The organism is Microvirga sp. jy35 (assembly GCF_056148915.1).
Map to the genome: position 1 here is coordinate 76,037 of NZ_JBWBEW010000012.1, position 22,610 is coordinate 98,646.

Genomic DNA, 22,610 nt, shown 5'->3' on the forward strand with positions numbered 1-22,610 from the left:
CGGGATTCAGGCGGCAGGACCGAGCTTCTTCTGCAGGAAGAAGCGGTTGCTGCCGACGGGATAATCCTTGAGCTCGCCGAAAATCTCGTAGCCCAGGCGCCGGTAGAGCGTGAGCGCCTGCGGGTTCATCGTATCGAGCCAGGCCGAATGGCAGTCGCGCCGCTTCGCTTCCTCCTCGGCCATGGCAATCAGTCGTTTGGCAAGGCCCATGCCTCTGAAGGACTCGGGCACGAAGATCAGCTCGATGGCCAGCCAGCCGCCGGCCGTGCGGCCGCAGAGGCCTCCCACGGGCTCATTGCTGTCCGGGTCGCTGATCGCGATGGCGAGATCCCGGCCCGGCGGATGATCGGGAAAGAGCGTTTTGTTGAAACCCCGCACGCCTTCCAGGATGACCTCGTGGAGCGCGGAATCGTCCTCGACGAACGCGATTGTGGGTACCTGAGTCATTCGTAAACCTTACGCGGTCATCTGCTTGACCGCCGCGAGCAGCACGCGCGCAGCCGCATCGGCATCCTCGACGGTGATCGACTCCGCCGGGTTGTGGCTGATACCGCCCTTGCAGCGCACGAAGAGCATGGCGGAGGGGCACAGGGTCGCCATCGCCACCGCATCGTGACCCGCGCCGGAGGAGAGATGAAGCGGCTCGATCTCCAGGCTGCGCACGGCGGTTTCGAGCTGCTCGATCAGGGCTTTATCCATGGGCGTGGCGGGCGAGTCCATAAACGGTTCGATGACGAGCTCGACCCCGCGCCTCTGGGCTGCCGCCCGGCACTCGGCGAGGATGTCCTGCACCATGGCCTCGCGGACCGCATCGTCCGGTGCGCGGGCATCGAGAGTGAAGTCGACGCGCGCGGGAATTACGTTGATGGCGCCGGGCTGCACTTGAGCGACGCCCACGGTCGCCACCGTGTCGGTGCGCGTGGAGCCTGCCCGTTCCACGATGCCGATCATCTCGGCCACGGCCGCCAGCGCATCGCGGCGCATGGTCATCGGCACGGTGCCGGCATGTCCCGCCTCGCCGATCACGTGAGCGCGGGCCCGGGTGATGCCGTTGATGGCGGACACGATGCCGACGGGCAGGTCCCTTGCCTCGAGCTGCGGGCCCTGCTCGATATGAACCTCGAGATAGCCCCGATAGCGCGCCGGATCGCGGGCGAGCGCCGCTGCGCCCTCCGGATCGCCCCCGAAGGCGATCAGTGCATCGCGCAAGCTGATGCCGTCCTGATCGCGACCGTCGAGCCACGCCGGGTTGAAGCGGCCGGCAAGCGCGTATGAGGTGGAGAGATTGGTCGGAAAGCGCACGTTCTCCTCATCCCCGAAGGCCACGATCTCGATGGGACAGGCAGGCGTGATCCCCTGCCGCCGCAGAGCCTCGACCACGGCGATGCCGAGCACGACGCCGAGATTGCCGTCATAGCGGCCGGCATCGACGACGGAATCGATGTGGGAGCCGATGACAAGGGCAGGCGCATCGGGATCCGCCCCTTCGATGCGGCCGATGACCGAGCCGAGCGCATCGATATGCGCATCAAGGCCCGCCGCCTGCATCAGGCCAAGCGTCGCTTCGGCGGCCCTGCGATGAGCGGTGGAAAGATATAGTCGCGTGATGCGGCCGGGCTCGTCCGTATGCTGGGCAAGGTCCTCGATCATCGCCATCACGCGGCGGCCGAGGGTGAGATCTGTCGCGTTTGTCATGGGCGCGAGAGTTTCAGGAACCGGGACGCTTCGCAAGAGGCGGGCGGGTGTCTTCTCGAAAGAGGATTCAGAGCGCTCTGAAGCCGCCCATGTCATCACCGGCCTTGTGCCGGTGATCTCGATGACTTGATGCGACGCGCTTCACAGAATCGGGATGGCCGGGACGGGCCCGGCCATGACGAAGAAGATGTTTACAGAGCCCTGCAACGAAACCTCTTAAGCCGCGACGCCGAGCTTCTTCTGCAGGCTCGTGGACGAGGTCGTGTATTGGAACAGGAGCTTCTTCTCCGGGTACACGTAGCGGTGCACCCTCTGCGCCGCCAGCGCGCCCTCGTGGAAGCCCGAGAGGATGAGCTTCAGCTTGCCTGGATAGGTGTTGATGTCGCCGACGGCGAAGATGCCGGGCACGTTGGTCTCGAACTTCTCCGTATCGACGGGGACCAGGTTCTCGTGCAGGTTCAGGCCCCATTCGGCGATGGGCCCAAGCTTCATGGTGAGCCCGAAGAAGGGCAGCATCACGTCGCAATCCACAAGGTGTTCGGAGCCGTCGTCCTTGCGGATTACGGCGCCTTCCAGCACGTGATTGTTGCCCTTGAGCGCGCTCACCTGCCCGAGATGCAGGTCCATGTCGCCGGAGGCGACCAGGGAGCGCATCTTCTCCACTGTATGGGGCGCGGCGCGGAAGGCGTCGCGGCGGTGGAGCAGGGTGAGGCGCTTGGCGATGGGCTGCAGGTTCACGGTCCAGTCGAGGGCGGAATCGCCGCCGCCGACGATCAGCACCTTCTTGTTGCGGAACATCTCCATCTTGCGCACGGCATAGAACACGCTCGTGCCCTCATAGGCTTCGATGTTGTCGATCGGGGGCTTCTTGGGCTGGAACGAGCCGCCGCCGGCCGCGATGATCACCGACTTGCAGACGAAGGTGGTGCCGTTCTCGGAGGTCTTGACCCGGAACAGGGGCGCCTCGGGCGTGCCGATGGATTCCAGGCTCTCCACCATCTCGTTGAGGTGGAAGGTGGGGTTGAACGGCTCGATCTGGGCCAAGAGATTGTCGACGAGCCCCTGGCCCGTCACCATCGGGAAACCCGGGATGTCGTAGATCGGCTTCTCAGGGTAGAGCTCGGCGCATTGGCCCCCCACTTTCGGCAGGATGTCGATGAGGTGGCATTTGATATCGAGGAGGCCCAGCTCGAACACGGCGAACAGGCCCACGGGCCCGGCACCAATGATGACGACGTCCGTTTCGATATGGTCGGTCATAGACAGGCTCCTTCGAGAGGCCTTTTCGAAAGCACGGCCTCTCCGTCATGGCAATGTGGCAGGGTGTCGGTCAGGCGCCCGTAGGCGCTAGCGTGACCTCCAGGCCGTCGAGTTCGGGGGTCCACAGGATCTGGCAGGACAGGCGGGAACTGGGCTTCGTCACCACCGTGTCGAGCTGGTCCTCTTCCTCCTCCGTGGGAGGAAAGAGCTTGTCCAGCCACTCCTCGGATACGAAGACATGGCAGGTGGCGCATTCGCAGGCTCCGCCGCACAGGCCCTCGATGGGCAGGCCCCAATCCCTGATGATCTCCATGACCCGCCAGCCCTCGATGGCCTCAAGGGTGTGGCGCTGGCCGGCCCGGTCGGTCACATGGATGACGCCCATGAAGCGGGATTTCCTTTGCGCGGATTCTGGGATGGGGCGCGGAAGCGGTGCGCCGGATGGGCTGCATATCGGACTTTCGGTCCGCTCCGTCAATGGTTTAAGGCCCCGTTTGTTTCTCGAGGCCCGGCCGTTCTAGACCCCCAGCGTCTCCGCTCTCAGGGCCTCGTCCGCCATGAGCTCGGCCATGGAGCCCTGGAAGCGGATTTCGCCGCGCTCGACCACGCAAGCTCTGTCGCTGATGCCGGCCGCGAAAGCCCAGTTCTGCTCGGAGAGGAGCACCGCCACGCCTTCCGCCTTCATGGCCCGGATCGCCTCGGCCAACATCTGGACGATCACCGGGGCGATGCCCTCGGAGGGCTCGTCGAGCAGGATCGCGTCCGGGTTGCCCATGAGGGTGCGGGCGATGGCCAGCATCTGCTGCTCGCCGCCGGACATCTGGTTGCCGCGCCGCCCCCGCATTTCGGCGAGGTTGGGAAAGAGCCGGAAAAGGCGCTCGGGCGTCCAGGGCGAGCGGTCTGCGGCTGCCGGCCGGCGACCGGTCTCCAGGTTCTCCTCGACGGTGAGATCGGTGAAGATGCGTCGGTCCTCAGGCACGTAGCCCAGGCCCAGCCGGGCGATCTTGTAGGTGGGCAGCCTGGCCAGGGACTGACCCTTGAAGGTGGCCTGCTTGGCCGAGGCCGAGACCAGCCCCATGATCGCCTTCAGGGTGGTGGTCTTGCCGGCCCCGTTGCGGCCGACCAGGGCCATGACCTCGCCGGCCTGGAGCCGGAAGGTGAGGTTGAACAGCACCTGGGCGCGGCCATAGAAGGCACAGAGATCCCAGACCTCGAGAAGGGGCGCATTCATGCGGGGCTCATCCCTCTCAGTGGCTCCAGGGCGCGCTCGTCGCCCAGATAGGCGCGCTTGACCTGCTCGTCCTGCCGGACCTCGTCCGGGGTGCCTGCGGCGATGATCTGGCCGCGCAGGAGCACCAGCACGCGGCCCGCATGGCCGAAGACCACATCCATGTCGTGCTCTGTGAAGAGAACGCCGATTCCCTGGGACGCGGCGATGGAGGCGGTCAGATCCATCAGCGCCGCCCGCTCGCGCGGGGCCATGCCGGCGGTGGGCTCGTCCATGAGGAGCAGCCTGGGCTGGCCGGCGAGCGCAATGGCGAGCTCCACCCGCTTCACGTCGCCGTAGGCCAGCGCCGAGCAGGGCACATCCGCCGCCTCCGCCATGCCGACCCGCGAGAGCAGCTCGGCGGCCTTGTCGCGATGGCGCTCCCGAGCCGGGGTCCAGAGGCGATTGCTCTGCCGGTTGCAGCTGATCAGCGCCATCTGGACGTTCTCGGCAGCGGTCATGGAGAGGAACGTCTGCGCCACCTGGAAGGTACGCCCCACGCCGCGGCGGAAGCGCTTCTGCGGCGAGGCGTGGGTGATGTCCTGCCCGTCGAGAAGAACCTGGCCCCGATCCGGCTTGAGCTGGCCGCCGACCATGTTGAACACGGTGGACTTGCCGGCCCCGTTCGGCCCGATGATCGCGAGCATGTCGCCCCGCTCGACCGTGAAGGTCACGTCGCGGGCCGCCACCACGCCGCCGAAGGATTTGTGCAGGCCTTGTACCGCAAGAAGCGTCATGCCCGCGCCTCCCACCAGTGGCGGACAGAGCCGACAAGGCCGCGCGGGAAAATCAGCACCATGGCGATGATGCTCAGGCCCAGAAGCAGCCGCCAGAGCGGCGTGAGCGGCATGATCCAGTCACGCAGGGCATGCAGGGCCGCAGCCCCGACAAGGGGGCCCATTATGGTCTGGATGCCGCCGAGCAGCAGCATAGTGAGAGCATCCACGGAGGTGGAGATGCCGAGCAGGCTCGGATCCACGGAGCCACGGGAAAACGCATAGATGCCACCGGCGAGGCCGGCCGCGGCGCCGGCGATCATGAAGGCAAGCCAGCGATGCTGACGAACGTTCAAGCCGATCGCCTCGGCACGGGGCTCCGAATCGCGGGCCGCCCTTAAGGAATAGCCGAACGGGGCATCGATGATGCGCTTCAGAAGCAGCACCGTCACCACCGTCAGCCCGGCGGTCAGCAGGTAATAAGGGGCCGGTCCGCCCGCCCAGGGCGAGGGCCAGACCCCGACGATGCCGTTGTCGCCGCCGGTCACCTCCACCCATTGGAACGCAACCGCATAGAGGATCTGGGCCGCGGCCAGGGTCATCATGGCGAGATAGATGCCGGACAGGCGCACCACGAAGGCGCCAACCAAGCCTGCGCCGAGGGCCGCCAACACCAGCCCGAGCGGGAGGGCTGCTTCCATCGAGACCCCATACCATTTGACCGCGAGCGCCGCCCCATAGGCGCCGAGTCCGAAGAAGGCCGCATGGCCGAAGCTCACGACCCCGCCGACGCCGATCAGGAGCTGCAGGCTGAAGGCGAAGAGGGCGAAGATCAGGATCTCGGTGGCGACCTTCAGAAGATACGCATCCGCCACCAGCGGGACGATGGCGAGAACGGCAATCGCGACCAGCAGGATGAAATGGCGGCCGGGCAGGGGGCTGCGGCTGGCAATGCCCACCGCATGGGTTCCGCCGACGGTTTCGGCCCTGCCGAAGAAGCCATGGGGCCGGATCGCCAGCACCACCGCCATGAGCAGGAAGACGACGACGAGCGTACTTTTGGGAAAGATCAGAATGCCGAAGGCCTGGAGCTGGCCGATGATGAGCGCCGCCAGAAAGGCGCCCGGCACACTGCCCATGCCGCCGACCACCGTGACCACGAAGGCCTCGGCGATGATCGACAGGTCCATGCCGGTATTCGCCGAAACACGCGGGATCTGCAGCGCGCCGCCGAGGCCCGCGAGGAACGCGCCCAGAAACAGCGTGCCGGTGAACAGCAGGGCCTGATTGACGCCGAGCGACGCCACCATGTCGCGATCCTGCGTGGCCGCGCGCACCAGCACGCCGAAGCGCGTCTTGCGCAGGAGGAGCCACACGAGGCCGAGCACGATGGGGCCTGCCGCGATCAGCACGAGCTCGTAGGACGGGAAGCGCCGTCCGAGAATCTCGACCGGCGCGCGCAGGCCCGGTGCGCGTGGTCCCAGAATGTCCTGCGGGCCGAAGACCTGCACCACGAGATCCTGCACTACGAGCACGATCCCGAAGGTGGCAAGGAGCTGGAAAAGCTCCGGCGCGCCGTAGATGCGCCGCAGGAGCAGAACCTCGATGATCACGCCGATGAGCCCGACGATGAGTGCCGAGGCCAGGATCCCGGCCCAGAAGGTGACGGGCCCGAAGGAGAGTTCGAGCAGCCGCGGCACCAGGGTCGCGGCCGTGTAGGCGCCGATCATGTAGAGCGAACCGTGGGCGAAGTTCACGATCCGCGTGACGCCGAAGACGATCGTCAGACCGCAGGCGGTGATGAAGAGCGAGGAGGCGCTGGACAGGCCGCTGAGAGCCTGAACGGCCAGGAAGGCGGGGTCCAGCGCCAGCAACTCGCTAGTCCTTCCGAACCGCCTTCACCTCGGCCTCCGTCGGCATGAACGAGGCGCCATCCTTGTAGGTCCAGTCGGTCATGCCGCCGGCGGCACCCTTCAGCACGAGCTTGCCGACCCAGGCTCCCATGGTGGACTGGTTGTCGATGCCGCGCATGGTGACGGGGCCAATGACCGTGTCGAACTTCGCATCCTCCAGCGCCTTGATGACAGCTTCCGTCTCCGTGGAGCCGGCGCGCTCGATGGCATCGCGGATCATGGTCACGACCATGTAGCCCAAGAGCGAGCCGAGGCGCGGCGTGTCGTTGTACTTGGCGCGATAGGCATCGATGAAGGCCTTGTGCTTCGGCTCCTTGATCTCGTCCCAGGGGTAGCCGGTCACGGTCCAGCCCTCGGGCACCTCGTCCTTGAGGGGCAGGAGCCATTCGGGCTCGCCGGTCAGGAGCGAGAGGACGGTCGCGCCCTCGAACAGGCCGCGGGTGTTGCCCTCGCGGACGAACTGGGTGAGGTCGGGGCCGAAGAGCACGTTGAAGATGCCGTCGGGCTTGGCCTGCTCGATGGCGGACGCGGTGGCGCCGGCCTCGATCTTGCCCAGCGCCGGATACTGCTCGGCGACGATCTGGGCTCCGGGCACACGCTCCTGAATCAGGCGCTTGAAGACGGCCGCTGCGGACTGGCCGTACTCGTAATTGGGCGCCACGATGGCCCAGCGCTTGGCCCCGGAGGCCTTCGCCTGATCCACCAGCATGCCGACCTGCATGAAGTTGTTGGGCCGGACGCGGAAGGTGTAGCGATTCCCTTGCGCCATCGTCACGGCGTCGGTGAGCGGCTCGGCGGCGATGTAGACGATCTTCTTCTGGTTGGCATAGTCGGCCATGGCGACGCCGACATTGGACAGGAAGGAGCCGAAGAGCAGCGAGACGCCCTCGCGGCTCACGAGCTCGTCCGCCACGCGGGTGGCGCTGCCCGTGGTCGCGCCGTCATCGCGGGAGACGATCTCGATCTTGCGGCCGAGCACCCCGCCTTTGGCGTTGATCTCCTCGAGGGCCATCTGCCAGCCGTTGCGGTAGGGCACGGTGAAGGCCGCCCACTGGGCGTAGGAGTTCAGCTCGCCGATCTTGATCGGGGGCTGCTGCGCCTGGGCCGCCGGGGCCCCGAGGGCGAGCGCCGCTCCAAGAGCAAGCCAGGCCGGAGCCAGCCAGCGGATCGTCGATGTTGTCGCCATGACGGCATCCCTTCAATCGAGAATGTGCGAGGATTTAGGGCCAACCGGGTCGAGAAGAAAGACACAAACCGCCAAGGTTCACTGAATCCTGCCTTGCCCCCGCCTGCAAGAGGATGACACATTCGGTTCCCGTCCGTTCCTTCAGCGCAGTTGACCCATGCTTCTCGACCAAGATCCCGCCCGTGCCTTCATGCCCTATCCGGCCGTTCCGGTTCCCCATGCGCCGACAGGGCCGTTGGCGGGCCTGACCTTTGCCGCCAAGGATCTGTTCGATGTGGCGGGCTATCCGACGAGCGCGGGATCGCCCCACATGCTCGCCATGTCGGGCATCAAGACGCGCACGGCGCCGACCGTCCAGAAGCTGCTCGATGCCGGTGCGCGTCTGGTGGGCAAGACGATCACGGACGAACTCGCCTTTTCCATGAGCGGCAAGAACGCCCATTTCGGCACGCCGGTGAACGGCGGCGCTCCCGACCGGATTCCCGGAGGCTCGTCCTCGGGCTCGGCGGCGGCGGTCTCGAACGGGTTGTGCGATTTCGCTCTGGGCACCGACACGGGCGGCTCCGTGCGGGCACCGGCGAATCATTGCGGCCTCTTCGGGATCCGGCCGACCCACGGCCGCGTCAGCCTCGAGCTCTGCCACGATCTGGCTCCGTCCTACGACACCTGCGGCTACTTCACCCGCGATGGTGCCACTTTCGTCGGGGTGGGCGAGGTGCTGCTGGGCGAGGACGGTACGCCCCTGCCTCAGAATCCCCGGGTGCTCCTGGCACGGGACGCCTTCGGCCTGCTCCAGGGGCAAGTGCGGGAGGCGCTCGCCCCGGCCCTGCGCCGGAGCGAGGCGGTGCTCGGCGAGCCTCAGGAGGTCGATGTGGCCACGGAGGGCTTCACGGCGCTCTACTGGGCCATGCGCTATATCCAGAGCCGGGAGGCCTGGACGGTCGATGGACCGATGATCGAGCGCTACAATCCGCCCCTCGGCCCAGGGGTCGCCGACCGCTTCGCGTTCTCCAGGGCGGTGACGGACAGCCAGTTCACGGAGGCCCAGGTGATTCGCGCCGCCTTCCGCAAGCGGTTCAATGCCCTGTTCGGCACTGATGCAGTGCTGATCCTGCCGACCATGCCGGACATCGCGCCGCTTCTCACCGAGAGCGACGAATCGCTGAACGACTACCGCAACAATGCCCTGAACCTGCTCTGCCTGTCGGTGCTGTCCGGCCTGCCGCAGGTGTCGATCCCGCTCGCCTCCCGGTCGGGCGCTCCGCTGGGGCTGTCCCTCATGGGGCCGGCCGGATCGGACCTCGGTCTCGTACGGCTGGCGCGCCGCATCGCCGAGTGCGCGTAGCGCATCGTGCGGACAAGTGGATCCGGTTTTCCACACCATGCGCCAGCCATGGATTGAGCATCGTGCGGATCCCAAAGGTGCAAATCCCCTTTTGGGCCCGATGCTCTGGCCAACGGGACCCATCGGACGCCGCCGGAGTTACCGGCACAGCGAGAAGCACATCACAAGCCTCACGAGGGGAGCCATGACGCATCCAGCCGTTCACCCGGAGACACCTCATGTAGCCGTGGCCAGCGCCTGCGTGCTGGGAGAGGGTCCCGTGTGGGACCACCGCTCGAACACCCTGTTCTGGGTCGACATCAAGAATCCGGGGGTGTGGCGCTACCGGCCGGAGACGAAGGAGCATTTCCGCGTCGATGCGCCCGAGCGGATCGGCTTCATCGCCCTGACACCTGACGAGGATGTGGTGGTCGCCGGGTTCAAGTCGGGCTTGGCCCGGTTCAACCTCAGGACCGGCGCGGTCGAGCCTCTCGTGTCGCCGGACAGGGACAAGCCGGGCAATCGGATCAACGACGGGCATGTGGGCCCGGACGGGGCAATCTATTTCGGCACCATGGACGACGAGGAGGAGAATGCCTCCGGGGCCTTCTGGCGCTGGGACGGCAGGGAGCTGACCCAGTTCCATTCCGGCATCGTGGTCACCAACGGTCCGGCCTTCAGCCATGACGGGCAGAGGATCTACGCCACCGACACGACGGGACAGACGATCTATGCCCTCGACGTGGGCGAGGGCTCCATCGGCGAGCCACGCCCCTTCACCCGCTTCGAGCAGAGCTGGGGCCATCCCGACGGCATGGCGGTCGATGCGGAAGGCCATGTGTGGGTCTGCCACTGGGGCGCCTCGCGCATCACGCGTTTTGCTCCCGACGGTTCGGTGGAGCGCACCGTGTCGGTTCCGACCGCCCAGGTGACGAAATGCGCCTTCGGCGGGCCTGATCTCACCACGCTCTACATCACCACCGCGGCCATCGGCCGGGATCCGCACATCGACGTGATGGCGGGCCACCTCTTCAAGGTGGAGACCGGGGGCATCCGCGGGCTGAAGTCCAACATCTTCGAGGGATAGGCACCATGAGCATCGAGCGCTTCGGCTCCCTCAACGGGCAGGATGTCCTGCAGATCTCTCTCACAGGTCCTGACGGCATTGAGATGAAGGTCCTGACATGGGGCGCTGTGGTGCGCGATCTCGTCGTGCCCGCCGCAGCAGGCTCGCAGCGCGTGGTGCTCGGGCTCAACTCCATCGAGGATTACGTCGCCCATTCTCCCTATTTCGGTGCCATTGTTGGACGACACGCCAACCGCATCGGGGGGGCGTGCTTCACCCTGAACGGAGAAACCTGTCGTCTCGATGCCAACGAGGGCCGGAACCAGCTGCATGGCGGCACCATGGGCTTTGGTACGCGGCTGTGGAGCCTCATCGATCACACGGCCACCAGCGTCACCTTGAGCCTCGTCTCGGAGGATGGCGACATGGGCTACCCGGGCCGGCTCGTCGCCACCTGCACCTACACGCTCCTGCCGTCATGCGGTTTGCGGATCGTGCTGGAGGCCACCTGCGACAGGCCGACTCCGGTCAACCTCACCACCCACGGCTATTTCAACCTCGATGGCAGCGCGGACATCCTCGCCCACCACCTGATGATCGCGGCCGACTACACCACGCCGACCCGCCCCGATCTCATCCCGACGGGAGAGATCCGGCGCGTGACGAATACCGGCTACGACTTCACCACCCTCAGGCCCATAGGCGCGGCCGAATTCATGCAGGAGCGCATCCTCTACGACATCAACTACGTGCTCCATGGACCCTACGGGGAGCTGCGCCATGCAGCGACCCTCGCGTCTCTCAAGAGTGGGGTATCCATGGAGCTCTGGACCACGGAGCCCGGCGTCCAGTTCTATGACGGGCACCTGCTCAATATGCCCGTCGCGGGCCTGGGAGGGGCCAGATACGGCCGGCACGGAGGGCTCTGCCTGGAGCCGCAGCGCTTCCCCGACAGCCCCAATAAAGCCCATTTTCCGTCGTCTCTTCTTACGACCAATCAGGTATCCCGCCAGGTCAGCGAATTGAGGTTCTCTCGCTGACGGAAGGAACTTTGCTCATGTGTGCGGGTTCTTCTTTGTAGGCGTTGCGTTTCCAGATAAACACAAACAGTAGGGGAAGGCGCCCATGCCGGTGCTCGATGCCAAAGCTCTGGAGATTGATCCCAAGGGAACGACTTTCCTGAAGAGCATCCTGCGCCCGCTCGCCTCTTCCGAGGTAACCCCGAAGGATGATTCCCGCATCGGCCGGATCCGGCTTCACATGCCGAGACGGACGCGCGAAGCCGTAACCGGAACGGCGTGACGGACCCCTCTCGAGCCCGCCATCTTCTCCATCAGGCGTCCGCACCCGCAATGACCAGCCCGCGCTTGGCCAGGAGAGCGTCTGCCGTGGGCAGGCGTCCCCTGAAAGCTGTGTAGGCCTCGGCCGGATCACGCAGGTTGCCGGCGGAGTAGATGAAGCGCTTCAGCTTGTCGGCCATGTCCCTGTTGAAGGCATCGCCCGTCTCCTCGAAGGCCGTAAAGGCATCCGCGTCCAGCACCTCCGACCATAGATAGCTGTAATAGCCCGACGAATAGCCGTCGCCGGAGAACACATGCGTGAAATGCGGCGTGCGGTGGCGCATGATGATTTCGTGCGGCATGCCGATCTTCTGCAGCGTCTCAGCCTCGAAGGCAGATGCGTCGAGGCTGCTCAGGTCCTTGCGGCGGTGCAGCTCGAGATCGACGAAGGCCGAGGCGAGATATTCGACTGTCGCGAAACCCTGGTTGAAGTTGCGTGCCGCCATCAGGCGCTCGAGCAGTTCCTCCGGAATCGGCTCGCCCGTCCGGTAGTGGGTCGCGTAGCGCCGCAGGATATCCGGCTGCGAGAGCCAGTGCTCGTAGAGCTGCGAGGGCAACTCCACGAAATCCGTCGACACGGCCGTTCCCGCAAGCAACGGATAGGTCACGTTCGAGAGAAGGCCGTGCAGGCCATGGCCGAACTCGTGGAACAGGGTGCGTGCATCGTCGAAGCTGAGGAGCGACGGCTCGCCTGCGCCGCCCTTCGCGAAGTTCATCACGTTGACGATGACAGGACGAATGTCGCTGTTGAGCCTTTCCTGGGACCGGAAGGCGCTCATCCAGGCGCCGCTGCGCTTCGAGGAACGCGCGAAGTAATCGCCGATGAAGGTGCCGACGGGGTGGCCGCCCGCATCCACCACCTGCCAGGCGCGAATGTCGGGATGGTAGCGCGGAAAGTCCTTCAGCTCCTGGAAGCTCAAACCGAACAGCCGGTGCGCGGTCTCGAAAGATGCCTCGATGATCCGGTCGAGCTGGAAATACGGTTTGATCGTCGCCTCATCGAGGTTGTGCCGGGCCATGCGGACCTGATCCGCATAATAGCGCCAGTCCCATGGCTCGATGGTGATGTTGTCGCCGATCGACTGCGCCTGCGCCTGCAGGTCGTCACGCTCCTCCTCAGCGCGGGTGCGGGCCGGCGCCCAGACGTCGTTGAGGAGTTTCATGACGTTGTCCGGCGTCTTCGCCATCGTGTCGACGAGCTTGAAGTCGGCGAAGGTCTCATATCCTAAAAGCTTCGCCCGCTCGGCGCGCAGAGCGGCGGTTTCCGCGATGATGGCCTTGTTGTCGGTGGCATTGCCATTGTCGCCGCGCGCGGCCCAGGCCTTGAAGGCCTGCTCGCGCAGGTCGCGCCGCTTGGAAAACTGCAGGAACGGCTCGATGCTGGAGCGGGAGAGCGTGATGACGTACTTGCCCTTGAGCCCGCGCTCTTCGGCAGCCTGCGCGGCGGCCTCGCGCAGGAAGGAGGGCAGGCCTTCGAGATCCGCTTCGCCGTCGAGGACGAGCTGATAGGATTTCTCGTCCGCCAGCACGTTCTGCGAGAATTGCGTGCCGAGGCTCGCCAGCCGCTCGGTGATCGCTGCCAGCTGCTTCTTCTCATCCGGCCCGAGCTTCGCGCCGGCCCTGACGAAGATGGTGTGATAGCGGTCAAGGACGCGCATCTGTTCAGGGGTAAGGCCGAGGGTCTCGCGCTGCTCGTGGAGCGCCGCCACGCGCCTGTAGAGCGCCTCGTTCATGAAGATGCTGTTGCGGTGCTTGGCGAGGACCGGCGCCATCTCGCGCTCGATGGCCTGAAGCGCGTCGTTGGTGTGCGAGCCCGCGAGGTTGAAGAAGACGCCGCCCACCTTCTTGAGCGTCCGGCCGCTGCGCTCCAGGGCCTCGATGGTGTTGGCGAAGGTGGGAGCTTCCGGGCTCTGCGCAATGGCGGCGATCTGCGTCTGCTGTTCGGCGAGCGCGTTGTCGAAGGCCGGCCTGTAATACTCCGGCGCGATGCTCTCGAAGGGCGGAAGACCGAACGGCGTCGACCATTCCGAAAGGAGGGGATTGCCCGCGAAAGCCGCGTCTGAAGCCGTCATGATCGCTCCTGCCTGTTGATCTGGATGAGAAGTCTTAGACGCCTCATCCATCCACGGAAAGAGGGTCTGAATTCGTCGAGGCCCGGCTGCCGGCGAGATGGCGCTGCAGGAATGCGAGGGACCTGCGGGTCGCATCCTCTTCCGCCGCCCCCCTGAAGCCGTGGCCCTGGCCGGGATAGACCTTGATCTCGTGCGGCACGTTCTGCTGTCGCAACAGGGCCTCGACCGCATAGGCGTTCGCCACCGGCACGATGGGATCGGCCGAACCGTGCAGCACCAGGGTCGGCGGCAGGCGCGAGGTGGTGGCGACCGCGCCCTGCGGGAGCGGTCCGAAATAGTTCACCAGCGCCCTCACGCGAGAATCGGTGCTCGACACGGCCAATCCCAAGGCCGCTCCTAGGGAAATTCCCACGATGCCGAGCCGGCTCGAATCGGCGCCCGGATGCTTCTCCGCAAAGGTGAGAGCATCCTGGACGGTATTCATCCAAGGCATGAAGTTCTGGAACAGGGTGCTGAACGAAGCTCGCTTCTCACCGGTACGGTCGAGGTAGTGAACCAGGTGAACCTGATAGCCGGCCGCCGCCAAGCCGCGGGCGGCCTCGCGGTACCGGCCATTATAGCCCAAGCCGTCGGCGCCATGCAGCATGAGAAGCCCCGGGCGGGGCGAGGGGCCGGATCCCTGGAAGGTTTCGACGGCAATGGCCTTGCCGCCGCTCTTGAACGCATTGCGCTGTGCGGTCACGGGCATCGAGATGGACTTATCCTGTTGAGCCTGGGCGGTGGAGGAGGCAGCAAGGGCTGCCCCGATCAGAAGGTTGCGTCTGGTGATCGACATGAGGAATCAGGGCCGCTGGGCGGGGATTTCGTCCCCATGAGATGGGTTTGCATCCTCAAGGCTTGCAGATGGCAAAAGGTCCCAGCGTTCTGAGCGGCCAAGCTTTCGGCCAAGGTTAAGGATCGTTTCAGGCTTGAGCACGTTGTTTGCAGGCCAGCGAGATCGTCTCGCGGCTTGCAGAGATCGATCGAATGCGCCCCGCACCTACCCCCGTGCCTCCTCCGGAGACGGAAATCGAGCCGCCTGGCGTCCCGGGGCTTTCCGGCCTGCTGACCCTGGCCGTGGGTGTGGTCGTGCTGGCCGCACTCTATGTCGGGCGAGAGGTGTTCCTGCCCGTCGTGCTCGCCATCCTGCTGGCCTTCGTTCTCGCTCCCTTCGTCGAGCTGCTGCGCCGCGGGCGTCTTAGCCGGGTGCCGGCCGTCATCATTGCCGTGCTGGTCGCCTTGGGGATCATCGTGTCCCTGGCCACCGTCATCGGCTTCCAGGTGGCGGGGCTGGCATCCGATCTGCCGCGCTATCAGAGCACCATCGAGAACAAGATCGGCCACCTGCGTGAGGGGTCCCTCGGCAAGCTGCCGGCGCTCCTGAAGGATTTCGGACGTCGCTTCGACCAGGCTGTCGCCGAGCCGCCGGAACAGCAGGCGCCCGCGTCTCCCAATGCGGCCACCCCCCCGCCGCCCGAGGAGCCGAAGCCTCTCCCGGTGGAGGTGCACGAGCCGGATCCGACCCCGGCCCAGGTCGCCCGGAACGTGCTCCTGCCGTTGCTCGAACCCCTGGCCACCATGGGCATCGTCTTCGTGGTCCTGGTCTTCATCCTCATGCAGCGGGAGGATCTGCGTGACCGCATGATCCGCCTGTTCGGAGCCAGCGACCTGCATCGCGCCACCGCCGCCATGGACGATGCCGCGCGGCGCCTCAGCCGATACTTCCTGACCCAGCTTGCGCTGAATGCATCCTTCGGCGTCGTGGCAGCCATCGGTCTCTGGCTGATCGGGGTGCCGAGCCCGATCCTGTGGGGCGTCTTTGCGGCCCTCATGCGCTTTGTGCCCTATATCGGCTCGTTTCTCGCCGCCGTGCCGCCGATCCTGCTCGCAGCTGCCGTCGATCCCGGTTGGTCCATGGCCCTCATGACCCTGGCCCTCTACGCGATCGGCGAGCCCCTGATGGGCCATGTGGTCGAGCCCATCGTCTATGGGCAGAGCACCGGGCTTTCACCCTTTGCGGTCGTCATCTCGGCCATCTTCTGGACCTGGATCTGGGGACCGGTCGGCCTGCTGATCGCAACCCCGTTGACCCTTTGCCTTGTGGTGCTGGGCCGCCACGTGGAGCGGCTCGAGTTTCTCGACGTGCTGCTCGGCGACAGGCCAGCCCTGACGCCGGCCGAGAACCTCTACCAGCGCATGCTGGCGGGTGATCCGGACGAAGCCTTGGAATCCGCCGAGCTCCTCCTGAAGGAACGTTCCCTGACGTCCTATTACGATGAGGTCGCTCTCAGGGGGCTTCAGCTTGCCGCCAACGACGCGACACGCGGTGTCCTCACCCATCGTCAGCTCGATCAGGTCAGGGACGTGATCCGGGCCCTGGTGCAGGATCTGGGCGGACATGACGATGTGGAGCCCGAGCCGGACGATACCAAGGATGAGCCGGTTGCGGCTCCTGCGAGCGACAAGCCTGCAAACAAGGAGCCGGCGGTGCCCGAGGCCTTGCCGGAGCAGAGCCGGATTCCGGAGGCTTGGAGGGCGGAGGGTGCGGTCTTGTGCATCGCAGGCCGCGGACCTCTCGACGAGGCAGCATCGGAGATGCTCGCGCAACTCCTGAGCAAGCATGGGCTCGGCATCCGCGTGGTGCCGCACGAGGCCGTGTCGCGCCGACAGATCTTCAACCTGGATATGACTGGCGTGCAGATGGTGTGCATCAGCTATCTGGAGATCAGCGGCACGCCGGCGCATCTGCGCTACCTGTTGCGGCGACTGAAGCAGAAAGCCAAGGCTCCGACCCTTGTCGGCCTCTGGCCTGCGGAGGATGCGGTGCTGAAGAGCGAGACGATGCGCACCCAGCTCGGCGCCAATTACTACGTCTCATCCCTGCGCGATGCGGTGGTGCAGTGCCTGAAGGTGGCAACCGGCGAGGAGAAGCTGCCGGAGCCGGCCAATGCATCGAGCGTGAATGAAGCAACGGCAGCCAAGCGACTGCCGTTGCCTGCTTGATGGTTCTTTAGGCTGCCGCTTCCTTCAGGAAGTTCTCCGCGTAATGGCAGGCGACCTGCCGCCCGTCGAGTTCGCGCAGGGCGGGACGTTCGACCTTGCAGCGCTCGGTTACATAAGGGCAGCGGGTTGAGAACACGCAGCCCTTCGGTGGGTTGAGCGGCGAGGGAAGCTCGCCTTTCAGCACGATGCGCTTGCGCTTCACCCCGGTGATGCCGGGCGTGGAGGAGAGAAGTGCCTGCGTGTAGGGATGCAGCGGACGCGCGTAGATCTTCTCCTTCGGCCCATGCTCGACCGCATGGCCCAGGTACATGACAAGCACGTCATGGGCGATATGCCGGACGACGCCGAGGTCGTGCGAGATGAAGAGATAGGCAAGTCCCATCTCTTCCTGCAGGTCGGCGAGAAGATTGAGCACCTGGGCCTGAATCGACACGTCGAGGGCCGAGACCGGCTCGTCCGCCACCACGAGCTTGGGTGAGAGCATGAGCGCACGGGCGATCGCGATGCGCTGGCGCTGGCCGCCGGAGAACATGTGGGGATAGCGGGCGTAGTGCTCGGGCCTCAGGCCCACCTTCGCCATCATGGCCCGGGCACGCTCGGTGCGCTCCGAGCTTGAAAGCTTGGTGTTGATGGCCAGCGGCTCCTCCAGGATCGTGCCCACCTTCTTGCGCGGGTTGAGCGAACCATAGGGATTCTGGAACACGAACTGCACCATGCGGCGCAGATCCTTGGCGTAGTTGGCCGGCGGATTGACCGCATCAATGCCATCGAGGGTGAGCTGCCCCTCGGTGGGCTTCTCGATGAGCGTCACCATGCGGGCGAGCGTGGACTTGCCGCAGCCCGACTCGCCCACGACCGCAAGGGTCTTGCCAGGCTCGATGGCAAAGGAAATGCCGCCGACGGCCTGCAGGTTGGCCGGCTCCTTGAACATACCACGCTTGATTTTATAGACCTGCTTCAGGCCCTTGGCTTCAACAACGGGAGCCTTCACGACGCAGCCTCCGTTCCAACGGGATGATCATGCTGAATGTCGGCGTTCCGGTTCGGGTCGCCGAGAGGATAATGGCAGCGGATATGGCCGCCGGCCCAGGAGCGCAGGTCAGGGCGCACATTGCGCGAATGCTCCGTGGCATAGGCGCAGCGCGGGCTGAACAGGCAGCCTTTCGGGCGGTCATAGAGGCCCGGGACCACTCCGGGGATTGTCGCCAGCCGTCCACCCTCGCTGCGCTCAGGCAGCGCCGCCAGCAAGGCCGCCGTGTAGGGGTGCTGCGGAGACGCGAAGAGGTCGTCGGCGGAGCGCTCCTCCATGATCTGCCCAGCATACATCACCATCACGCGCTTGGCGGTGTCGGCCACGACGCCCATGTTGTGGGTGATCATGACGAGGCCCATGTTGCGCTCCTTCTGGAGCGATATGAGCAGATCCAGGATCTGCGCCTGAATCGTCACGTCGAGGGCGGTGGTCGGCTCGTCGGCGATGAGCAGCTTCGGATTGCAGGCGATAGCCATGGCGATCATCACGCGCTGGTTCATGCCGCCCGACATCTGGTGCGGATAAGCGGACAGCCGGCTTTCCGGCGAGGGAATGCCGACCTGGCCAAGAAGTTCGATGGCCCGGCGCTCGGCGGCCTTGCGATCCATGCCCTCGTGCAGGCGCAGGGTCTCCGTGAGCTGGAAGCCGACCGTGAAGGACGGGTTCAGGCTGGTCGTCGGCTCCTGGAAGATCATCGCGACATCTTTGCCGGTGAGCTTGCGCCGGTCCTTGTCCGAGATCGTCAGGAGGTCGCGACCATTGAAGGCGAGCTTGTCAGCCCTCACGCGGCCAGGGAAGGGGATGAGGCCCATGAGGGCCAGCATCGTGACGCTTTTGCCGGAGCCTGACTCGCCCACGACGCCGAGAACCTCGCCCTCTTCGAGCTTGAGGCTCACGCCGTCGACGGCGCGCATGATGCCGCCTTGGGTCGGGAATTCGACCGACAGGTTTTCAATTTCAACAAGAGCCATGATCAGCGCTTCAGTTTTGGATCGAGGGCGTCACGAAGACCGTCGCCCAGAAGATTGAAGGCGAGCACCGTGATGAGGATGGCGAGACCAGGGAAAGTCACGACCCACCAGGCGCGGAGCACGAACTCGCGGGCATCGGCCAGCATGGTGCCCCATTCGGGAGAAGGGGGCTGCGCACCAAGGCCCAGGAAGCCCAGGGCCGCCGCGTCCAGGATTGCAGTCGAGATGCCCAGCGAAGCCTGCACGATCAGGGGGGCGGTGCAGTTCGGCAGCACCTCCCTGAACATCAAACGCGTCGTGCCGGCACCGCTGACGCGGGCGGCCGTCACGTAGTCCTTCGAGGTTTCAGTAATCACCGCTGCGCGGGCGAGGCGCACATAATGCGGCAGAATCACCAGAGCCACCGCCAGCATGGCGTTCATCAGGCCTGGACCCAGCACCGCCACGATCACGATGGCGAGCAGAAGGCTCGGCAGCGTGAGGATGATGTCCATCAGGCGCATGATGAAGATCTCGGTCAGGCCGCGGAAGAAGCCTGCCACGAGGCCGAGAACGGTGCCGATGGCAATGGAGATCGCCACCACCACGATGCCGATGAGCAGCGACAGCTGCGCCCCGTAGATCAGGCGGGACAAGATATCGCGGCCGATGGGATCCGTGCCGAGCGGGTAGGCGATCGAGCCGCCCTCCTGCCAGAACGGCGGCTTCAGGGCGATTGTGGTGTTGGTGAGATTCGGATCGTGGGGTGCGATCACATCGGCCAGCAGCGCGACGAGCACGACCGCGACAATGATCACGAGCCCGGCGACGGCGCCATGGTTGGCGCTGAAGTAGCCCCAGAACTCGCGCAAGGGATGAGGAGGGGTGGCCGTCGGCACTGCGACGGCCGGAGCTTCCATGGTTTCAGTGGTCATCGCGTATGCCTGATGCGAGGATTAATGAGGCCGTAGGCGAGGTCGACAAGAAGGTTCACGCTCATGACGACCACGCCGAGCAGAAGCGCACCGCCCTGCAGGACGGGATAGTCGCGGCGGAAGATGGCATCGATGAGCCACTTGCCGACGCCCGGCCAGGAGAAGATCGTCTCGGTGAGGATCGCGCCGGTGAACAGCACGCCGATCTGCAGGCCGATGACGGTCACGACAGGAATGAGCGCATTGCGCAGGGCATGCAGGGCGACGATCCGGAACCGGGAGAGGCCCTTGGCCTTGGCGGTGCGTATGTAATCTTCGCCCAGAACCTCAAGCATCGCCGAGCGGGTCATGCGGGCGATCACCGCGAGCGGCACCGTGCCGAGCACGATGGTGGGCAGGATCAGGTGCCTGACCGCCGACCAGAAGGCCTCCGGCTCGTCGGACAGGAGCGTGTCGATCAGCAGGAAGCCGGTGGTCGGCTCGATATAGTACAGCACGTCGATGCGGCCTGAGACGGGCGTCAGGTCGAACTGCACCGAAAATAACAGGATGAGGATGAGGCCCCACCAGAAGATCGGCATGGAATAACCGGCAAGCGAGATGCCCATGACCCCATGGTCGAAGATCGAGTTTCGCTTAATCGCGGCGATGATGCCGGCCGGAAGACCGAGCAGAAGCGCGAAGAGGATCGCGCAGGTGGCGAGCTCGATGGTGGCCGGGAACAGCGCCGAGAATTCGCTCAGCACCGGCTCCTGCGTGATCATGGACTTGCCGAGATCTCCCTGCAGGACGCGGGCCAGATAAATCCCGTACTGGACGAGGATCGGCTTGTCGAAGCCGTATTCCTTGCGGAGCTGCTCATGGCGCGCAGGATCGATCCCGCGTTCGCCGGCAAGGGTTTCGATGGGATCGCCTGGCACGAGGCGGATCAGGAAAAAGGCCAGCAATGTGATCCCGATGAAGGTCGGGATGATCAGGCTGACACGAGTGAGGATGAAGCGGAGCATCGGCTGGATGTAAAAAGGCGGAGCGGCCTTGGGAAGCCGCTCCGCCGTAGGTTGAAGGGAAATGAGCTTACTTGCTGTTGATGTCCACGCCGTAGAAGGTGTGGCGACCGAACGGCGAGAGCTTGAAGTCCACGACTTCCTTGCGGACCGGCTTCAGCTGCACGGCGTGAGCCACCGTGAACCAGGGAGCCTGCTCCTTGAAGATCTTCTGAGCTTCTTCATAGAGCTTGGTGCGCTCGGCCTGGTTCGTGGTGACCTTCGCCTTCGTCACGAGATCGTCGAAGGGCTTGTGGCACCACTTGGCGATGTTCGAGCCGGAAGCGCTCTGCGCCGAGGCGCAGCCCAGCAGGGTGTGCAGGAAGTTGTCCGGGTCGCCGTTGTCGCCGGTCCAGCCGAGCTGAGCCATCTGGTGCTCGCCGGCCTGGGCCCGCTTGCGGTACTCACCCCACTCGAAGCTCTTGATCTCGGCCTTCACGCCGATCTTGGCGAGGTCGGCCTGCATGAGCTCCGCGATGCGGCGCGCATTCGGGTTGTAGGGACGCTGAACCGGCATGGCCCACAGGTCCGTCTCCAGACCGTTCGGGTAGCCAGCCTCGGCGAGCAGCTTCTTGGCGGCTTCCGGGTTGAACTCGTCGTCCTTGATGGACTTGTTGAACGACCACATGGACGGCGGGATCGGGTTCGTGGCGGGAACGCCCGAGCCGAGGAACACCGCGTCGACGATCGCCTTCTTGTTCATGGCCATGTTGAAGGCCTTGCGGACGCGCACGTCGTCGAAGGGCTTCTTCGTGGTCTGATAGGCGAGGTAGCCCACGTTCAGGCCGGCCTGCTCAAGGATCGTGACGTTCGGATCCTTCTTCATGGCCTCGAGGTCAGCCGGGTTCGGATACGGCATGACGTGGCATTCGCCCTTCTGGAGCTTCGCCCAACGCACGGAGGCATCAGGGGTGATCGAGAAGACGAGGTCGTCGATCTTGGCCTTGCCGCCCCAGTACTCAGGGAAGGCCTTGTAGCGGATGATCGCGTCCTTCTGGTACTGAACCAGCGAGAACGGACCCGTGCCGATCGGCTCTTGGTCGATCTTCTCCGGGGTGCCGGCCTTCAGCATGGCATCGGCATATTCCTTCGACTGAACGCTCGCCCACTGCATGGCGAGGTTGGCCAGGAAGGGAGCCTCAGGCTGATTGAGGGTGATGCGCACGGTGTAGTCGTCGACCTTCTCCACCGACTTCAGCAGCTTGGGCATGCCCATGTCATTGAAGTAGGAGTGGTTCGGGCTGGTCACCTTGAAGAAAGCGTTATCTTCTTTCCACTGGCGCTCGAACATGAACACGACGTCGTCAGCATTGGCATTACGAGTCGGCTTGAAGTTCTTGTTCGAATGCCACTTGGCGTTCTTGCGGATGTGGAAGGTGTAGACGGTGCCGTCAGCGGAGACGTCCCACTTCTCGGCCAGGCCGGGGGTCACCTGCGTGCCGCCGCGCTCGAAATCGACGATGTTGTCGTAGATCTGCTCGCTGGCGTCGAAGGACGTGCCGGTGGTGTTCACGCCGGGGTAGAAGTTCTCCGGGCTGCCTTCGGAGCAGTAGACGAGGGTCTTGGCGGCCAGGGGAGCGGCGGCCAGGAAAGCCGGAACGCAGATGGCTGCGAAAAGGGCTGATTTTTTCATTACCTTTGGTCCTCTGAGACGGCTCTACTCATGGCCGTTCTGTGACGGAGTTAAGGTGCGAAGCCCCGATATTGTCAATCTGTCCATGCAACAATGGATAATTTTTAGAGAGAATTAACCCTTTTCTGTCCTAGC

20 protein-coding genes are annotated in these 22,610 nt (G+C 65.0%); 5 read left to right on the top strand and 15 right to left on the bottom strand.

What is annotated here, in order from left to right; all coding sequences use genetic code 11:
* Positions 1 to 6: 6 nt before the first annotated feature.
* The 8 genes from AC0QTX_RS11925 to AC0QTX_RS11960 all read right to left on the bottom strand — a co-directional run bounded on the left by AC0QTX_RS11925 (position 7) and on the right by AC0QTX_RS11960 (position 8,037).
* On the bottom strand, positions 7 to 447 hold the full coding sequence (locus AC0QTX_RS11925; RefSeq protein WP_474604045.1) for a GNAT family N-acetyltransferase: 441 nt from the start codon (positions 445 to 447) through the stop codon (positions 7 to 9).
* Positions 448 to 456: 9 nt separating this feature from the next.
* On the bottom strand, positions 457 to 1,695 hold the full coding sequence (locus AC0QTX_RS11930) for an allantoate amidohydrolase (protein ID WP_474604046.1): 1,239 nt from the start codon (positions 1,693 to 1,695) through the stop codon (positions 457 to 459).
* 216 nt (positions 1,696 to 1,911) lie between these two features.
* Positions 1,912 to 2,955 carry an NAD(P)/FAD-dependent oxidoreductase gene (locus AC0QTX_RS11935; RefSeq protein ID WP_474604047.1) on the bottom strand — a complete coding sequence of 348 codons (1,044 nt, stop codon included), beginning with the start codon at positions 2,953 to 2,955 and terminating at the stop codon, positions 1,912 to 1,914.
* Positions 2,956 to 3,025: 70 nt separating this feature from the next.
* Complete coding sequence (locus tag AC0QTX_RS11940; RefSeq protein WP_474604048.1) at positions 3,026 to 3,340, bottom strand: 2Fe-2S iron-sulfur cluster-binding protein; 315 nt, start codon at positions 3,338 to 3,340, stop codon at positions 3,026 to 3,028.
* 132 nt (positions 3,341 to 3,472) lie between these two features.
* A complete protein-coding gene (locus tag AC0QTX_RS11945; RefSeq protein ID WP_474604049.1) occupies positions 3,473 to 4,186 on the bottom strand; it encodes an ABC transporter ATP-binding protein in 714 nt (237 codons plus the stop codon).
* The gene (locus tag AC0QTX_RS11950) at positions 4,183 to 4,959 is read right to left on the bottom strand and encodes an ABC transporter ATP-binding protein (RefSeq protein ID WP_474604050.1); all 777 of its coding nucleotides are present in this window, start codon (positions 4,957 to 4,959) and stop codon (positions 4,183 to 4,185) included. Before AC0QTX_RS11950 ends, AC0QTX_RS11945 begins: the two co-directional genes overlap by 4 nt.
* The gene (locus AC0QTX_RS11955) at positions 4,956 to 6,812 is read right to left on the bottom strand and encodes an ABC transporter permease (RefSeq protein WP_474604051.1); all 1,857 of its coding nucleotides are present in this window, start codon (positions 6,810 to 6,812) and stop codon (positions 4,956 to 4,958) included. Before AC0QTX_RS11955 ends, AC0QTX_RS11950 begins: the two co-directional genes overlap by 4 nt.
* Before the next feature lie 4 nt (positions 6,813 to 6,816).
* A complete protein-coding gene (locus tag AC0QTX_RS11960; RefSeq protein ID WP_474604052.1) occupies positions 6,817 to 8,037 on the bottom strand; it encodes an ABC transporter substrate-binding protein in 1,221 nt (406 codons plus the stop codon).
* A 157-nt stretch (positions 8,038 to 8,194) separates the two neighbouring features.
* Here AC0QTX_RS11960 and AC0QTX_RS11965 point away from each other — a divergent pair, with 157 nt between their 5' ends.
* The 4 genes from AC0QTX_RS11965 (at position 8,195) to AC0QTX_RS11980 (ending at position 11,729) form a co-directional block, all read left to right on the top strand.
* Positions 8,195 to 9,382 (top strand): amidase, encoded by a 1,188-nt coding sequence (locus AC0QTX_RS11965; protein ID WP_474604053.1) that lies wholly within the window; start codon positions 8,195 to 8,197, stop codon positions 9,380 to 9,382.
* Positions 9,383 to 9,566: 184 nt separating this feature from the next.
* On the top strand, positions 9,567 to 10,448 hold the full coding sequence (locus tag AC0QTX_RS11970; RefSeq protein ID WP_474604054.1) for an SMP-30/gluconolactonase/LRE family protein: 882 nt from the start codon (positions 9,567 to 9,569) through the stop codon (positions 10,446 to 10,448).
* A 5-nt stretch (positions 10,449 to 10,453) separates the two neighbouring features.
* The gene (locus tag AC0QTX_RS11975; protein ID WP_474604055.1) at positions 10,454 to 11,467 is read left to right on the top strand and encodes an aldose epimerase family protein; all 1,014 of its coding nucleotides are present in this window, start codon (positions 10,454 to 10,456) and stop codon (positions 11,465 to 11,467) included.
* Between the two features lie 85 nt (positions 11,468 to 11,552).
* Positions 11,553 to 11,729, top strand: coding sequence for a hypothetical protein (locus tag AC0QTX_RS11980; RefSeq protein ID WP_474604056.1), 177 nt, complete (start codon positions 11,553 to 11,555; stop codon positions 11,727 to 11,729).
* A gap of 31 nt (positions 11,730 to 11,760) precedes the next feature.
* Here the strand turns inward: AC0QTX_RS11980 and AC0QTX_RS11985 are convergent, their stop codons facing one another.
* Together AC0QTX_RS11985 and AC0QTX_RS11990 are read right to left on the bottom strand one after the other, a co-directional pair.
* Positions 11,761 to 13,839, bottom strand: a complete 2,079-nt coding sequence (locus tag AC0QTX_RS11985; protein ID WP_474604057.1) for a M3 family metallopeptidase — start codon at positions 13,837 to 13,839, stop codon at positions 11,761 to 11,763.
* Between the two features lie 43 nt (positions 13,840 to 13,882).
* Positions 13,883 to 14,674 carry a dienelactone hydrolase family protein gene (locus tag AC0QTX_RS11990; RefSeq protein WP_474604058.1) on the bottom strand — a complete coding sequence of 264 codons (792 nt, stop codon included), beginning with the start codon at positions 14,672 to 14,674 and terminating at the stop codon, positions 13,883 to 13,885.
* Between the two features lie 191 nt (positions 14,675 to 14,865).
* Between AC0QTX_RS11990 and AC0QTX_RS11995 the strand changes: the two genes are divergently transcribed.
* On the top strand, positions 14,866 to 16,881 hold the full coding sequence (locus AC0QTX_RS11995) for an AI-2E family transporter (protein WP_474604059.1): 2,016 nt from the start codon (positions 14,866 to 14,868) through the stop codon (positions 16,879 to 16,881).
* Positions 16,882 to 16,888: 7 nt separating this feature from the next.
* Here the strand turns inward: AC0QTX_RS11995 and AC0QTX_RS12000 are convergent, their stop codons facing one another.
* The 5 genes from AC0QTX_RS12000 to AC0QTX_RS12020 all read right to left on the bottom strand — a co-directional run bounded on the left by AC0QTX_RS12000 (position 16,889) and on the right by AC0QTX_RS12020 (position 22,475).
* Positions 16,889 to 17,872 carry a peptide ABC transporter ATP-binding protein gene (locus AC0QTX_RS12000; protein WP_474604060.1) on the bottom strand — a complete coding sequence of 328 codons (984 nt, stop codon included), beginning with the start codon at positions 17,870 to 17,872 and terminating at the stop codon, positions 16,889 to 16,891.
* Complete coding sequence (locus AC0QTX_RS12005) at positions 17,869 to 18,885, bottom strand: ABC transporter ATP-binding protein (RefSeq protein ID WP_474604061.1); 1,017 nt, start codon at positions 18,883 to 18,885, stop codon at positions 17,869 to 17,871. The genes AC0QTX_RS12000 and AC0QTX_RS12005 overlap by 4 nt, the downstream gene beginning before the upstream one ends.
* Positions 18,886 to 18,887: 2 nt before the next feature.
* A complete protein-coding gene (locus tag AC0QTX_RS12010; protein WP_474604062.1) occupies positions 18,888 to 19,799 on the bottom strand; it encodes an ABC transporter permease subunit in 912 nt (303 codons plus the stop codon).
* Complete coding sequence (locus tag AC0QTX_RS12015) at positions 19,796 to 20,806, bottom strand: ABC transporter permease subunit (protein WP_474604063.1); 1,011 nt, start codon at positions 20,804 to 20,806, stop codon at positions 19,796 to 19,798. Before AC0QTX_RS12015 ends, AC0QTX_RS12010 begins: the two co-directional genes overlap by 4 nt.
* A 67-nt stretch (positions 20,807 to 20,873) precedes the next feature.
* Positions 20,874 to 22,475 (bottom strand): ABC transporter substrate-binding protein, encoded by a 1,602-nt coding sequence (locus tag AC0QTX_RS12020; RefSeq protein ID WP_474604064.1) that lies wholly within the window; start codon positions 22,473 to 22,475, stop codon positions 20,874 to 20,876.
* Between the last annotated feature and the right edge of the window lie 135 nt (positions 22,476 to 22,610).